Annotated in this window: 15 protein-coding genes; 11 read left to right on the top strand and 4 right to left on the bottom strand. The window is 70.4% G+C overall.

Going from position 1 to position 13,935, the window contains the following annotated elements; genetic code table 11:
- Window positions 1-97 precede the first annotated feature (97 nt).
- On the bottom strand, window positions 98-673 hold the full coding sequence (locus AV521_RS09300; RefSeq protein WP_076086202.1) for a helix-turn-helix domain-containing protein: 576 nt from the start codon (window positions 671-673) through the stop codon (window positions 98-100).
- Window positions 674-738: 65 nt separating this feature from the next.
- On the opposite strand from AV521_RS09300, the gene AV521_RS09305 reads away from it, so the two are divergent.
- The 5 genes from AV521_RS09305 to AV521_RS09325 all read left to right on the top strand — a co-directional run bounded on the left by AV521_RS09305 (window position 739) and on the right by AV521_RS09325 (window position 5,438).
- Window positions 739-1,680 carry an NAD(P)/FAD-dependent oxidoreductase gene (locus AV521_RS09305; RefSeq protein WP_076086205.1) on the top strand — a complete coding sequence of 314 codons (942 nt, stop codon included), beginning with the start codon at window positions 739-741 and terminating at the stop codon, window positions 1,678-1,680.
- 29 nt (window positions 1,681-1,709) lie between these two features.
- The gene (locus tag AV521_RS09310; RefSeq protein ID WP_076086208.1) at window positions 1,710-3,248 is read left to right on the top strand and encodes an ATP-dependent DNA ligase; all 1,539 of its coding nucleotides are present in this window, start codon (window positions 1,710-1,712) and stop codon (window positions 3,246-3,248) included.
- Window positions 3,245-3,718, top strand: a complete 474-nt coding sequence (locus AV521_RS09315; protein WP_076086212.1) for an NUDIX domain-containing protein — start codon at window positions 3,245-3,247, stop codon at window positions 3,716-3,718. The genes AV521_RS09310 and AV521_RS09315 overlap by 4 nt, the downstream gene beginning before the upstream one ends.
- A gap of 75 nt (window positions 3,719-3,793) precedes the next feature.
- Window positions 3,794-5,179, top strand: a complete 1,386-nt coding sequence (locus AV521_RS09320; protein ID WP_076086215.1) for an NADP-dependent succinic semialdehyde dehydrogenase — start codon at window positions 3,794-3,796, stop codon at window positions 5,177-5,179.
- A 25-nt stretch (window positions 5,180-5,204) separates the two neighbouring features.
- On the top strand, window positions 5,205-5,438 hold the full coding sequence (locus AV521_RS09325) for a DUF6213 family protein (RefSeq protein WP_023552609.1): 234 nt from the start codon (window positions 5,205-5,207) through the stop codon (window positions 5,436-5,438).
- A 14-nt stretch (window positions 5,439-5,452) separates the two neighbouring features.
- Here AV521_RS09325 and AV521_RS09330 read toward each other — a convergent pair whose 3' ends face one another.
- On the bottom strand, window positions 5,453-6,100 hold the full coding sequence (locus AV521_RS09330; protein ID WP_076086218.1) for a transcriptional regulator: 648 nt from the start codon (window positions 6,098-6,100) through the stop codon (window positions 5,453-5,455).
- Between the two features lie 184 nt (window positions 6,101-6,284).
- Between AV521_RS09330 and AV521_RS09335 the strand changes: the two genes are divergently transcribed.
- From AV521_RS09335 to AV521_RS09345, 3 genes are read left to right on the top strand one after another with little or no spacing between them, the layout of a single operon-like run.
- Window positions 6,285-7,349 (top strand): type III polyketide synthase, encoded by a 1,065-nt coding sequence (locus tag AV521_RS09335; RefSeq protein ID WP_076086221.1) that lies wholly within the window; start codon window positions 6,285-6,287, stop codon window positions 7,347-7,349.
- A 7-nt stretch (window positions 7,350-7,356) separates the two neighbouring features.
- Window positions 7,357-8,571: a cytochrome P450 gene (locus tag AV521_RS09340; protein WP_076086224.1), complete on the top strand. Its 1,215-nt coding sequence runs from the start codon at window positions 7,357-7,359 to the stop codon at window positions 8,569-8,571.
- A 7-nt stretch (window positions 8,572-8,578) separates the two neighbouring features.
- Window positions 8,579-9,100, top strand: coding sequence for a cupin domain-containing protein (locus AV521_RS09345; protein ID WP_076086227.1), 522 nt, complete (start codon window positions 8,579-8,581; stop codon window positions 9,098-9,100).
- 83 nt (window positions 9,101-9,183) lie between these two features.
- Here the strand turns inward: AV521_RS09345 and AV521_RS09350 are convergent, their stop codons facing one another.
- Window positions 9,184-10,413 carry an acyl-CoA dehydrogenase family protein gene (locus AV521_RS09350; protein WP_076086230.1) on the bottom strand — a complete coding sequence of 410 codons (1,230 nt, stop codon included), beginning with the start codon at window positions 10,411-10,413 and terminating at the stop codon, window positions 9,184-9,186.
- 170 nt (window positions 10,414-10,583) lie between these two features.
- Here AV521_RS09350 and AV521_RS09355 point away from each other — a divergent pair, with 170 nt between their 5' ends.
- On the top strand, window positions 10,584-11,228 hold the full coding sequence (locus tag AV521_RS09355; protein ID WP_023552603.1) for a TetR family transcriptional regulator: 645 nt from the start codon (window positions 10,584-10,586) through the stop codon (window positions 11,226-11,228).
- A 13-nt stretch (window positions 11,229-11,241) separates the two neighbouring features.
- On the opposite strand, the gene def is transcribed toward AV521_RS09355, so the two are convergent.
- On the bottom strand, window positions 11,242-11,781 hold the full coding sequence (gene def, locus AV521_RS09360; RefSeq protein ID WP_076086233.1) for a peptide deformylase: 540 nt from the start codon (window positions 11,779-11,781) through the stop codon (window positions 11,242-11,244).
- A gap of 152 nt (window positions 11,782-11,933) precedes the next feature.
- On the opposite strand from def, the gene AV521_RS09365 reads away from it, so the two are divergent.
- Together AV521_RS09365 and AV521_RS09370 are read left to right on the top strand one after the other, a co-directional pair.
- A complete protein-coding gene (locus tag AV521_RS09365) occupies window positions 11,934-13,172 on the top strand; it encodes a MurT ligase domain-containing protein (RefSeq protein ID WP_076086236.1) in 1,239 nt (412 codons plus the stop codon).
- A gap of 21 nt (window positions 13,173-13,193) precedes the next feature.
- Window positions 13,194-13,922 carry a type 1 glutamine amidotransferase gene (locus tag AV521_RS09370; protein ID WP_076086239.1) on the top strand — a complete coding sequence of 243 codons (729 nt, stop codon included), beginning with the start codon at window positions 13,194-13,196 and terminating at the stop codon, window positions 13,920-13,922.
- Window positions 13,923-13,935 lie beyond the last annotated feature (13 nt).

Below are 13,935 nucleotides of genomic sequence, written 5' to 3' on the forward strand. Positions count from 1 at the left end.
CACGGGACTGCTTCGTCTGACCGGGTCCGACCGCATACTAAGCGGTCGCTTGCCGATCAGGGAACAGTCGGCCCCACCTCGGCGCGCGTCGCGTCGGTCACTTCCGGGACGTCGGCCGCGCCCGCACGTGCATCCGCTCCCCCTGCGGCCCGAACAGACTGAGGAACTCCACCGGTCCCTCGCCCGTCGACCCGAACCAGTGCGGCACGCGTGTGTCGAACTCGGCCGCCTCCCCCGCCGACAGCACCACGTCGTGCTCACCGAGGACCAGCCGCAACCGTCCCGACAGCACGTACAGCCACTCGTACCCCTCGTGGGTGCGCGGCTCCGGCTCCTGCTTCCGCTGTGGCTCCAGCACCTTGAAGGCCTGGAGGCCGCCGGGCTGGCGGGTCAGCGGCCAGTGGGTGCGCCCGCCCCGCACGATCGGCTTGGACCGCACCCGTGGGTCGCCCACCGGCGGCGCGCCGACCAGTTCGTCCAGCGGCACCTGATGGGCCTGGGCGATCGGCAGCAGCAGTTCGAGGCTGGGCTTGCGCAGGCCCGACTCCAGCCGGGAGAGGGTGCTCACGGAGATCCCGGTCGCCTCGGACAGCGCGGCCAGGGTCACCTCCCGCTCCTTGCGGGTGCGCCGCAGCCGGGCGCCGACTTCCGCCAGTACGTCGTCCGTGCTCATGACCCCTATTGCAGGATCGGCAAATCTGTTTGTCAATCGCGCGGGGACCGGGCGACCGTCGCGTCATGACCGAGAACAACAGGTACGAAGCAGTCGTCGTCGGAGGCGGGGCCGCCGGGCTGTCCGCCGCGCTGGTCCTCGGCCGGGCCCGGCGCCGCACGCTGGTGGTCGACGCGGGCGAGCCGCGCAACACGCCGTCCGCGCACATGCAGGGCTATCTGTCCCGGGACGGCATGTCGCCGGCCGAGTTCCTGGCGGTCGGCCGCGAGGAGATCGCCCGGTACGGGGTGGAACTGGTCCGGGACCGGGTGGTGGACGCGGGCGAGGACGCCGAGGGCTTCACGGCGACGCTCGCCGGCGGCAGGACGGTGCGGGCCAGGCAGCTGGTGATCGCCACGGGCCTGAAGGACGAGCTGCCCGGGGTCCCGGGGCTGGCCGAGCGGTTCGGCCGGGACGTGGTGCACTGCCCGTACTGCCACGGCTGGGAGGTCCGCGACCTGCCGACCGGGGTGCTCGCGACCTCGCCGCTGAGCGTGCACCAGGCGCTGATGGTGACCCAGTGGACGAAGGACGTGCGGCTCTTCCTGCACGAGGTCGGCGAGTCGGAGCTGACGGACGACGACCTGCGCCGGCTGGCCGCCGCCCGGATCCAGGTCGTCCCCGGCGAGGTCGCGGAGCTCGTCATCACGGACGACCGGCTCACCGGGGTCCGGCTCGCCGGGGGAGGCACGGTCCACGACCGCGATGTGCTCTACGTCGCCCCGCGCGCCGTTCCACAGAACGATCTGCTCGTGAAGCTGGGCGCCGAGCTGCGCGAGACGCCGTTCGGCAGCTACCCGGTGATCGACGAACGGGGCCTGACGAGCGTGCCCGGGCTGTGGGCGGCGGGCAACGCGAGCGGATTCGCCGAGCAGGTGATCAACGCGGCCAGCCGCGGCTACCGGGCCGGCGCGGCGATCAACGGGGAGCTGCTGATGGCCGATCTCGACGCGACCGTGCGGGTGTAGTCGCCCGGCTCCGGTGCCACCATGGCTGCATGTTGCTGGCCCGGCTCGCCCAGGTGTCCCGGGAGGTCGCCGCGACGGCGGCCCGGTCCCGCAAGACGGCGCTGCTCGCGGAGCTGTTCCGGGAGGCGGACGCGGACGACGTGCCGGTCGTCATCCCGTATCTGGCCGGCCGGCTGCCGCAGGGCCGGCTCGGCGTCGGCTCGAAGGTGCTGAGCCGCCCGGTGCCGCCGGCCGCCGAGCCCACCCGCACGGTCCGGGAGGTCGACGCGCTGCTCAGCGAGCTGGGCAAGGTGTCCGGGCCGGGTTCGCAGGCGGAGCGGGCCCGGCTCGTCGGCGAGCTGATGGGCGCGGCCACCGAGGACGAACAGCGTTTCCTGCGCGGTCTGCTCACCGGCGAGGTACGGCAGGGCGCGCTGGACGCGGTCGCAGTGGAGGGCCTCGCCCTGGCGACAGGCGCGGACCCGGCCGCCGTACGCCGGGCGGTGATGCTCGCCGGGTCGCTGCAGACGGTCGCCCAGGCCCTGCTCGCCGAGGGCCCCGGGGCGCTGGACCGCTTCCGGCTCACGGTCGGCCGGCCCGTGCTGCCCATGCTCGCGCACACCGCGTCCTCGGTCGCCGAGGCGGTGGAGAAGCTGGGCGCGTGCGCGGTGGAGGAGAAGCTGGACGGCATCCGGGTGCAGGTCCACCGGGACGGCGACACGGTCCGGGTGCACACCCGCACCCTGGACGACATCACCGACCGGCTGCCCGAAGTGACCGCAGCCGCAAGGGAGTTGCGGGGCGAGCGGTTCATCCTGGACGGCGAGGTGATCTCCTTCGACGCGGCCGGGCGGCCCCGGTCCTTCCAGGAGACGGCGGGCCGGGTCGGCTCCCGGGCGGACGTGGCGAAGGCGGCCGATCAGGTCCCGGTCTCCCCCGTGTTCTTCGACACCCTGTCGGTCGACGGCACCGAACTGCTGGATCTGCCCTTCGCCGAGCGGCACGCGCGGCTGGCCCGGCTGGTGCCCGAGCCGATGCGGGTGCGCCGCACGGTCGCCTCCGGCCCCGGGGACATCGCGGCGGCGGAACGGTTCCTCGGCGAGACCCTGGCCCGCGGTCACGAGGGCGTGGTGGTCAAGGCGCTGGACGCGCCCTACAGCGCGGGCCGGCGCGGCGCCTCCTGGCTGAAGGTCAAGCCCGTCCACACCCTCGACCTGGTCGTGCTGGCCGCCGAATGGGGCCACGGCCGCCGCACCGGCAAGCTCTCCAACCTCCACCTCGGCGCCCGCAACCCGGACGGCACCTTCGCCATGCTCGGCAAGACCTTCAAGGGCATGACCGACGCGATGCTCGCCTGGCAGACCGAGAGGCTCCAGGAACTGGCCGTCGAGGACAACGGCTGGGTGGTCCGGGTCCGCCCCGAACTCGTCGTGGAGATCGCCTACGACGGCCTCCAGCGCTCCTCCCGCTACCCCGCCGGCGTCACACTCCGCTTCGCCCGCGTGGTCCGCTACCGCGAGGACAAACGCCCCGAGGAGACCGATACCGTGGAGGCCCTGCTGGCGGCACACCCGGAGGTCACACCGTGACGGTGCGTACGACGAAGCGCAGCGCGGGACTACTGGTGTTCCGGCACACCGATGACGGCCTGGAGGTATTGCTCGGCCATATGGGTGGCCCGCTGTGGGCGAAGAAGGACGCCGGCGCGTGGACGGTCCCCAAGGGCGAGTACGAGCCCGACGAGCCTGCCTGGGAGGCCGCCCGGCGCGAGTTCCGCGAGGAGCTGGGGCTGGCGCCGCCCGACGGGACGGCCGTACCGCTGGGCGAGGTCGTGCAGAAGAACGGCAAGATCGTCACGGCCTGGGCCGTTGAGGCGGACCCGGACCTGAGCGCCTTCACACCCGGCACCTTCACCATGGAGTGGCCGCCGAGGTCCGGCAGGGAGCAGGAGTTCCCGGAGCTGGACCGGGTGGAGTGGCTCGGCCTGGACCGGGCCCGGGAGCTGATCATCACGGCCCAGACCACGTTTCTCGACCGCCTGGCCGAGCACTCGGGCTGAACCGGACGCCACGCGTTGCGGACGGCACGCCCGCGCGCGAAGGTCGAGTCAAGCCCGCTCCCAGGGAGGTCAGCCATGCCCATCGCGACGGTGAACCCGGCGAACGGCGAGACGCTCAAGACGTACGAGCCCATGGGCGAGGAGGAGCTGGAACGCCGGCTCCAGCTCGCCGAGGCCACGTTCCGCACGTACCGGACCACTCCGTTCGCCGAGCGGGCCCGCCTGATGAACAAGGCCGCCGAACTGCTGGACGAGGACCACCCGGAGATCGCCCGGACCATGACCCTGGAGATGGGCAAACCGGTCAAGCAGGCACGTGCGGAGGCCGCGAAGTGCGCGAAGGCGATGCGCTGGTACGCGGAGCGCGCCGAGTCGCTGCTGGCGGACGAGGAGCCCGCCGAGTCGGACGTGACGGACTCCGGGGCGTCCCGGGTCCGGGTGCGCTACCGGCCGCTCGGGCCGGTGCTCGCGGTCATGCCGTGGAACTTCCCGCTGTGGCAGGTCGTCCGGTTCGCCGCGCCCGCGCTGATGGCCGGCAACGTGGGCCTGCTCAAACACTCCTCCAACGTCCCGCAGACGGCCCTGTACCTGGAGGACCTGTTCCACCGGGCCGGCTTCACGGAGGGCTGTTTCCAGACGCTGCTGATCGGTGCGGGCGCGGTGGACGAGATCCTGCGCGACGAGCGGGTGAAGGCGGCGACGCTGACGGGCAGCGAGCCCGCGGGCCGGGCGGTCGCCTCCACCGCCGGGGAGATGATCAAGAAGACGGTGCTGGAGCTGGGCGGCAGCGACCCGTATGTCGTCATGCCGTCCGCCGACCTGGACCGGGCGGCCCAGGTGGCGGTCACCGCGCGCGTGCAGAACAACGGGCAGTCCTGCATCGCCGCGAAGCGGTTCATCGTGCACCAGGACGTCTACGACACCTTCGTCGACAAGTTCGTCACCGGGATGCGGGCACTCAGGATCGGCGACCCGCTGGAGGAGGACACCGAGGTCGGGCCGCTCTCCACCGAGCGGGGGCGTGCCGACCTGGAGGAACTGGTCGACGACGCGAAGCGCAGCGGCGCCGAGGTGCTGTGCGGCGGCGAGCGGCCGGACGGGCCGGGCTGGTACTACCCGCCGACCGTGCTCGCCGGGATCACCCGGGAGATGCGCATCCACCGGGAAGAGGCGTTCGGGCCGGTGGCCACGCTGTACCGGGCCGGCGACCTGGACGAGGCGCTGCTCATCGCCAACGACTCGCCGTTCGGACTGAGTTCCAATGTGTGGACGCGGGACGACGGCGAGGTGGCGCGGTTCACGCGCGATCTGGAGGCCGGATCCGTGTACGTCAACGGGATGACCGCCTCCCACCCGGCCTTCCCGTTCGGCGGCGTCAAACGGTCCGGGTACGGGCGTGAGCTGTCCGGGCACGGAATCCGCGAGTTCTGCAACATCACCACCGTTTGGCAGGGTGCGTGAGCGCTGCGCGGCTAGCATCCGGTCTGTGAACGGCGAAGTGACTCTGCCTCTGATCGTGGACGACCGTGGGACCTTGCAGGTGGCCGCGGCCGATGTGAGTAAGTTGCTGCGGACCGTGGGGGCTCGGTGGCTGCGACTTGTCGAGGGCGGGGAGCAGAGGCTGGACGAGGATACGGTTGCGGCATTGACCATCGAGCTGGCCAAACTCGCGGATCGTATCGACGTGGCTTGCATTGCGCACAGCAGTGGGGCGCCGTAGGTCATTCGGCTCAGTCAGCTCAGCGCTGCCCAGAACATGCTCTCGTACTTCTGGAGCAGGGTTCCGTACGTGTGTGCGCTGTTCGTGTCCAAGGTGCCCGTATCCAGGCCCGCCTGTACCGCTGCCGTCGCCTGTTCGTCCAGGTCGGGGGACGGCCCGGCGAAGAAGTCGAAGAAAGCGCAGGACTCGTCCGTGAAGCCGTAGTGGGTGCGCAGGCCTTCGGCGATGCGGGCACAGTAGCCGCCCCAGGCGGAGAAGTTCGCCGTGAGGGCCAGGACGGCGTCCGCCGGGGCGGCGTTGAGGGCCAGCCAGGAGACGTAGGCGGGGTAGGCCTGGCAGCCCGCCAGGGGGACGTAGGCGCGGGAGCGGTGCTCCGTCACGCCGCAGGCCCGGGCGAAGGCCTCCAGGTGCGCCGCGGCCAGTTCCTCGCCGGTCGCGAGGGTGGTGAAGAAGGCCGCGGCGGCGGGGTCGGCGCGCTGGGCCAGGTGCGCGAAGGAGCGGCGGTCGGCCGGGATCACCCACCGCTGTTCCAGGGCGAGCCTCGCCAGGGTCCGAATGGGTGCCTCGCCGCGTTCCACGAGCGGGACGACGGGGTTGGCCGTCGGGTCCGGGGCGAGCGCCCCGATGGTCGTCTGCAGCAGGTCCCCGGCCGTTGCCGTCATGTTTCTCTCCCTCGCGCGGACGTGCGGCTTCTCGTCCGAGCCTGACACGGTGTCCCCGGTCTGGAGTAGTTCGGCGAGAGATCGTCGCCGGTCCGAGTGATCGTGGGTGAACCACCTCTCACGGGTGAACGACCTCTGACCGGCGGGCAAAGGCCTTCCGGAAGGCTGAAAGCAGGCACGGTTCATGGCGACTTTGTGCAGACCCTCGGTGTCGGTTCCGGAGCACGTGATCACGATGGAGGAGACGCTGGAGTTGGCGCGCTCCCGTCACGCGGATCACCCGCAACTGCCGCTCGCGCTGCGGCTGATCGAGAACACGGGCGTCAAGACCCGGCACATCGTGCAGCCCATCGAGGAGACCCTCAAGCACCCCGGCTTCGAGGAGCGCAACAAGCTCTACGAGGCCGAGGCCAAGGCACGCGTCCCCGCGGTGATACAGCGGGCGCTCGACGACGCGGAACTCCTCACCACCGACATCGACATGATCATCTACGTCTCGTGCACGGGCTTCATGATGCCCTCGCTCACGGCGTGGCTGATCAACGAGATGGACTTCGATCCCACGACCCGACAGTTCCCCATAGCCCAGCTGGGCTGTGCGGCCGGCGGCGCGGCGATCAACCGCGCACACGACTTCTGCACCGCCTACCCCGACACCAACGCACTGATCGTGGCCTGCGAGTTCTGCTCGCTGTGCTACCAGCCCACCGACCTCGGTGTCGGCTCGCTGCTCTCCAACGGCCTGTTCGGTGACGGCATAGCCGCGGCCGTGGTCCGCGGCAGGGGCGGCACCGGCGTCGAGCTGGAACGCAACGGCTCGTACCTGATCCCGAAGACCGAGGAGTGGATCATGTACGACGTCCGGGCGACGGGCTTCCACTTCCTGCTCGACAAGCGGGTGCCGGCCACCATGGAACCGCTGGCCCCGGCCCTGCAGGACCTCGCGGGCACGCACGGCTGGGACGCGTCCGACCTGGACTTCTACATCGTCCACGCCGGCGGGCCCCGCATCCTCGACGACCTGAGCAAGTTCCTCCAGGTCGACCCGCACGCCTTCCGGTTCAGCCGGTCCACCCTCACCGAGTACGGCAACATCGCCTCCGGCGTCGTGCTGGACGCGCTGCGCCGGATGTTCGACGAGGGCGGCGCCGAGCACCGGGCGCGCGGGCTCCTCGCCGGGTTCGGACCCGGCATCACCGCGGAAATGGCGCTGGGCCGCTGGCGCAGCTCTGACCGAGAAACGGCATGAGTACGGCATGACCGACGAGACGCTCACCGAGACCCTGCCCCCGATCCGGCACTGGCCGGCGCTCGATCTGACCGGGACGGACTTCGACCCGGTGCTGAGAGAGCTGATGCGCGAAGGACCGGTCACCCGCATCCAGCTGCCCAACGGCGAAGGCTGGGCCTGGCTGGTGACCCGGATGGACGACGTCCGGATGGTGACCAACGACCCCCGATTCAGCCGCGAGGAGGTCATGAAGAAGCCGGTCACCCGGCTGGCCCCGCACTTCATCCCCGACCCGGGCGCGGTCGGCTTCCTCGACCCGCCCGACCACACCCGGCTGCGCCGCTCGGTGGCGGCCGCGTTCACCGCGAAGGGCGTGGAACGGGTGCGCGACAAAGCGCGCGCCATGCTGGACGAACTGGTCGACGAACTCCTCCAGGACGGCCCGCCCGCCGATCTCACGGCCACGATCCTCAGCCCGTTCCCGATCGCGGTGATCTGCGAAATGATGGGCGTCCCGGCCGCCGACCGGCACACCATGCACACCTGGACCCAGCTCATCCTGTCCTCCTCGAACGGCAAGGAGGTCAGCGAGAAGGCCAAACGGGAGATGGCCGCCTACTTCTCGGACCTGATCGGGCTGCGCGAGAACAGCACGGCCGAGGACGTCACCTCACTGCTCGGCGCCGCGGTGGGCCGGGGCGAGGTCACCCTGGAGGAGGCCGTCGGACTGGCCGGTCTCCTCCAGATCGGCGGCGAGGCGGTCACCAACAACAGCGGGCAGATGTTCTATCTGCTGCTGACCCGCCCCGACCTGGTGGACCGGCTGTGCGTGGAGCCGGCGATCCGCCCCAGGGCGATCGACGAGCTGCTGCGCTGGATCCCGCACCGCAGCGCGGTCGGCCTGTCCCGGATCGCCATGGAGGACGTGGAGATCCGGGGTGTGCGGATCCGCGCGGGCGACGCGGTGTACAACTCCTACCTGGCCGCCAACCGCGACCCGGAGGTCTTCCCCGACCCGGAGACCATCGACTTCTCCCGCAGCCCGAACCCCCATGTGTCCTTCGGTTTCGGCCCGCATTTCTGCCCCGGCAACATGCTGGCCCGGCTGGAGGAGGAACTCATGGTGGACGCCCTGCTGGACCGGGTGCCGGGCCTGCGGCTGGCCGTACCGCCGGAGAAGGTGCCCTTCAAGAAGGGCGCGCTGATCCGGGGCCCCGAAGCTCTGCCGGTGACCTGGTGAGCGACGCATGACATGGACCGAGGGACTGTACGTACCGCCGGGCCAAGGCCGCGTCGTCGAGACACCGGCTCAGCGCGTGACGTTCAAGGTCACCGGCACGCATTCGCGGATGGCCTCCACCTTCGAGGTGGAGGTCCCGCCGGGCTTCGACGTGGGCGCCCATGTGCACACCCGCAGCGAGGAGTTGTTCTACGTCCTGGAGGGCGAACTGGACGTACTCGCCTTCGAGCCGCTCGTCCGCACCCCCGACAACTGGCAGAGATGGGAGTCGAGTTCGGGCAGCAGGGTGGTACGGGCGACTCCGGGCACGCTGATCGTCGTACCCCCGGGCTGCCCGCACGCGTTCACGAACCCTACGGACACACCGGCGAAGATGTTCTTCCAGGCCAGCCCGCCACCGGATCACGAACGCTACTTCGAGGAGCTACTGGAGATCCTGGGCAACGGCGGCCCCCCGGACCAGGAGGCGATCGAGGCGCTACGAGCCAAGTACGACATCGAGCAACTCACACCTTTGAGACACAGGTGAGTGTCCCTGCCAAGGGGCGCGGGGAACTGCGCGACCAGCCACACTCGGCGGTGTGACCGGATCGCGCAGCGACCCCGACGTCGCTACCGAATCGGCATCCCAGCCAAGGTCCGCGCGATGACAAGCCGCTGAATCTCACTCGTACCTTCGAAGATCGTGTAGATCGCGCTGTCCCGGTGCATCCGCTCGACCGGGTACTCACGGGTGTACCCGTTCCCACCCAGGACCTGAATGGCCTGCGCGGTCACCTTCTTCGCGGTCTCGCTGGCGAAGAGCTTGGACATCGACCCCTCGGCGGCGGTGAACGGCTTGCCGTTGACGGCCATCCACGACGCACGCCAAACGAGCAGCCGGGCCGCGTCGATCTGGGTCTTCATGTCCGCGAGCTGGAAAGCCACACCCTGGTTGTCGATGATCGGCCGCCCGAACTGCTCCCGGGTCCTGGCGTAGTCGAGGGCAACCTCATAGGCGGCCCGAGCGGTACCGACGGCCATCGCGCCCACGGCGGGCCGGCTCGCCTCGAACGTTGCCATCGCCGCGTTCTTGACCCGCTCGCCGCCGGAGGCCTTCGCCTTCTCGCGGGAACGGGCCAGCCGCTCGTCCAGCTTCTCCTTGCCCCCGAGGAGGCAGGAGCCGGGGACTCGGACGTTGTCGAGGATGACCTCGGCGGTGTGCGAGGCACGAATCCCGTGCTTCTTGAACTTCTGGCCCTGGGCGAGGCCCTCCGTACCCGGCGGGACGATGAAGGACGCGTGGCCCTTGGAACCGAGCTCCGGGTCGACGCTGGCGACAACGACATGGACGTTGGCAATGCCGCCGTTGGTCGCCCAGGTCTTCGTGCCGTTGATCACCCACTCGTCCTTGGCCTCGTCGTACACGGCACGGGTACGCATGGAGGCGACGTCGGAGCCGGCGTCGGGCTCGGAGGAGCAGAACGCGGCGACCTTGACGTCGTTCTGGTCGCCGTACATCTGCGGTATCCAGGTGCCGATCTGTTCCTCGGTGCCGTTGGCGAGAACACCGACGGCGGCCAGGCCGGTGCCCACGATGGACAGGGCGATGCCCGCGTCCCCCCAGAACAGCTCCTCCATGGCCGTCGGGATACCGAGGCCGGTGGGGTCGAAGTACTGCTGCGCGTAGAAGTCGAGGGAGTAGATGCCGACCTTCGCGGCTTCCTGGATGACCGGCCAGGGGGTCTCCTCGCGCTCGTCCCACTCGGCGGCCGCCGGGCGGATCACATCGGCGGCGAAGCCATGGAGCCAGTCCCGGACTTCCCTCTGTTCGTCGTTCAGCTCCATGGTGAACTCGGCCATGTCCCCTCCAGCGGCGGCGGTACGGTGTTACTAGCGGTAACCCAAGTTTGTTACTGACCGGTAGAAAAAGTCAACCGCCGATGACGCCTCGGTATCCCGTTCGATGTCAGGGGGGCAGTCAGTGTTAGTTTGCGCAGGCGTCACCGAATCAGCACGGGTGGGGAGAGCACATGGACACCACACAGCGGACCGAGCAGCAGCGGTCCGCCGACCGCCGAAGGCGCGAGCTGCTGGAAGCCGCCGACCGGGTGGTGCTGCGCGACGGCCCACAGGCGTCGATGAACGCGATCGCGGCTGAGGCGGGGATCACGAAGCCGATTCTGTACCGCCACTTCGGCGACAAGGGCGGGCTCTACGCCGCGCTTGCCAAGCGGCACACGGACGCGCTGCTCGATTCACTGCGGGCGGCGCTCGACGCTCCTGCGGACCGGCGGGAGCGGGTCGAGTCCACTTTGGACACGTACCTCGCCGCTATCGAGGCACGGCCCCAGGTGTACCGGTTCCTGATGCATCCGGCGGAGGGGAGTCAGGGGGGCGACCAGGGCTTCGACGTCGGCAAGCACTCGGCGCCGCTGCTTCGGCGCATGGGCGAGGAGCTGGCTCAGGTCATCGAGGAGCGGGTGGATCTCGGGCCGGAGAGTCAGCAGCTCGCGCGGGTGTGGGGGCATGGGATCGTCGGGATGATGCATGCCGCGGGTGACTGGTGGCTGGGGGAACGGCCTTGTTCCCGGGCCGAGTTGGTGCGGTCTCTCGCCGATCTGTTGTGGGGTCGTCTCGCGGCCGCCGGGGACAGAATGGGAGGTCCGGGGTTCTGAGGGGCAAACCCCCTCACCGGTGCCATGAAGCTCGCTCGATCTGCCTCGCCAGCCGCCGCTTGCGCCACCCTGTGAGGTGGTCCGCGTACACACGGCCCTCCAAGTGGTCGTACTCGTGCTGCAGGCACCGGGCGAAGAAACCCGTGCCGTGGACGGTGACCGGTTCGCCCGTCATCGTGTGGCCCTCGATCACCGCATGGTCGTAGCGCTCCGTCCCCGCCTCCAGCCCGGGCAGGGACAGGCAGCCCTCCGGGCCGCGGATCACCACGCCGTCCGTCTCGACCAGGCGGGGGTTCACCACATGTCCGAGATGGCGCACATCGTCGTCATCCGGACAGTCATAGACGAAAACGCGCAGCGGCACCCCGACCTGATTCGCCGCCAGCCCCACCCCCTGCGCGGCGTACATCGTCGCGAACAAGTCCTCCACGAGGGCGGCCACTTCGGGGCCGAAGCCGGTGACCTCGCGGCAGGGCTCGCGCAGAGCGCTGTCGCCGAGCAGGGAAAGTGGCCGGACGCGCCCGCGGGCGCCCGGGATCGTGCCGTGTCGCATAGCGGCAAGGGTACGGTTCGTTCAGCTCATGCTCGCCGCGCATGGCGTGGGCCGGGATTCGGGTGTGCGAATGGATCTCGATAGGCTGAGGCCCACACCACGTTGCCGGATGGCCCCAGGCGCGGCGCGTACGCAAGGAGGATCGAGAACTGATGGCAGGCAACTCGGACCCGCTCACGCCGCGGGCCAAGCTGGCCGTGACCGCCGGCAAGGCGGTCGCTGCGGCATCTCGCGCCGCGGGGCGCGGCAGCGGGTCGGTGATCGGTGGCCGGGTCGCGCTGAAACTCGACCCCGACCTGCTCGCCCGGCTCGCGCAGCACCTGGACGTCATCCTGGTGTCCGCGACCAACGGCAAGACCACGACCACCCGGCTGATCGCGGAGGCGCTGCGCGCGGCGGGCCCGGTCGTGTCGAACGCGCTCGGCGCGAACATGCCCGCCGGTATCACCTCCGCGCTCGCGGGTGGCTCGGACGCCAAGTTCGGTGTCATCGAGGTCGACGAGAAGTACCTGGCGGGTGTGGCACGGGACACGGCTCCCAAGTGCATCGCGCTCCTGAACCTCTCCCGGGACCAGCTGGACCGCGCCGCCGAGACCCGGATGCTCGCCGAGAACTGGCGCGAGGGCCTGGCCGGCTCCAAGGCCGTCGTCGTCGCCAACTGCGACGACCCGCTGGTGGTGTGGGCCGCTTCCTCCTCGCCGAACGTGATCTGGGTCGCGGCCGGGCAGATGTGGAAGGACGACGCCTGGTCCTGCCCGTCCTGCGGTGGCGTGATGCAGCGCCCCGGCGAGGACTGGTTCTGCGGCGAGTGCGGCTTCCGGCGGCCCCAGCCGAGCTGGGCGCTGTCCGGGGACCACGTGCTCGACCCGCACGGCTCCGCCTGGCCGATCCATCTGCAGCTGCCGGGCCGCGCCAACAAGGCGAACGCCGCCTCGTCCGCGGCCGTCGCCGCCGTCTTCGGGGTGCCGCCGCAGGTCGCCCTGGAGCGGATGTACCAGGTGCAGGCCGTGGCCGGCCGGTACGACGTCGTGCAGTTCCAGAACCGGGATCTGCGGCTGCTGCTGGCCAAGAACCCGGCCGGCTGGCTGGAGACCTTCTCCCTGATCGACCCGCCGCCCGCCCCGGTGATCCTGTCCGTGAACGCACGCGGTGCCGACGGCACCGACACCTCCTGGCTGTGGGACGTCGACTACACCCGGCTGACCGGCCACCCGATCTTCGTGATCGGCGACCGCAAGCTGGACCTCGCCGTCCGTCTGGAGGTCGCGAACCAGCACTTCCAGGTCTGCGAGGACCTCGACCAGGCCGTGCAGATGTGCCCGCCCGGCCGGATCGAGGTCATCGCGAACTACACCGCGTTCCAGGACCTGCGCCGCCGCGTCGGCAACTGATCTTCGAAGGGCGATCACCTCATGAGCGACAACCAACTGCGGCTGGTGTGGATCTACCCGGACCTGCTGAGCACCTACGGTGACCAGGGCAACGCCCTCGTCGTGGAGCGGCGGGCCCGGCAGCGCGGCCTGGACGTGGCCCGGCTCGACGTGCGCAGCGACCAGCCGATCCCGACCTCCGGCGACATCTATCTGATCGGCGGCGGCGAGGACCGGCCGCAGCGGCTCGCGGCCGAGCGGCTGCGCCGTGACGGACATCTGTCCCGAGCCGTGCAGAACGGCGCGATCGTGTTCTCCGTCTGCGCCGGCTACCAGATCCTCGGCCACGAGTTCATCAACGACCTCGGCCAGCGCGAGCCGGGTCTCGGCCTGCTCGACGTGGTCTCGGTGCGCGGCGAGGGCGAGCGGTGTGTCGGCGACGTCCTCGCCGACATCGACCCGCAGCTCGCACTGCCCCAGCTGACCGGCTTCGAGAACCACCAGGGCGTCACCCACCTCGGCCCGACCGCCCGCCCGCTCGCCCGGGTGAAGATCGGCAAGGGCAACGGCACCGGGGACGGCACGGAGGGCGCGTACAACGGCACCGTGTTCGGCACGTACATGCACGGGCCGGTCCTCGCCCGCAACCCGCAGATCGCCGACCTGCTGCTGAAGCTGGCGCTCGACGTCAACGCGCTGCCGCCGGTCGACGACCGCTGGTACGAAGCACTGCGCGACGAGCGTATCGCCGCTGCTCAGCAGCCCGCGTAAGCCCCGCTGGACC

It is taken from the genome of Streptomyces sp. IMTB 2501 (assembly GCF_001953885.1).
GTDB lineage: Bacteria > Actinomycetota > Actinomycetes > Streptomycetales > Streptomycetaceae > Streptomyces.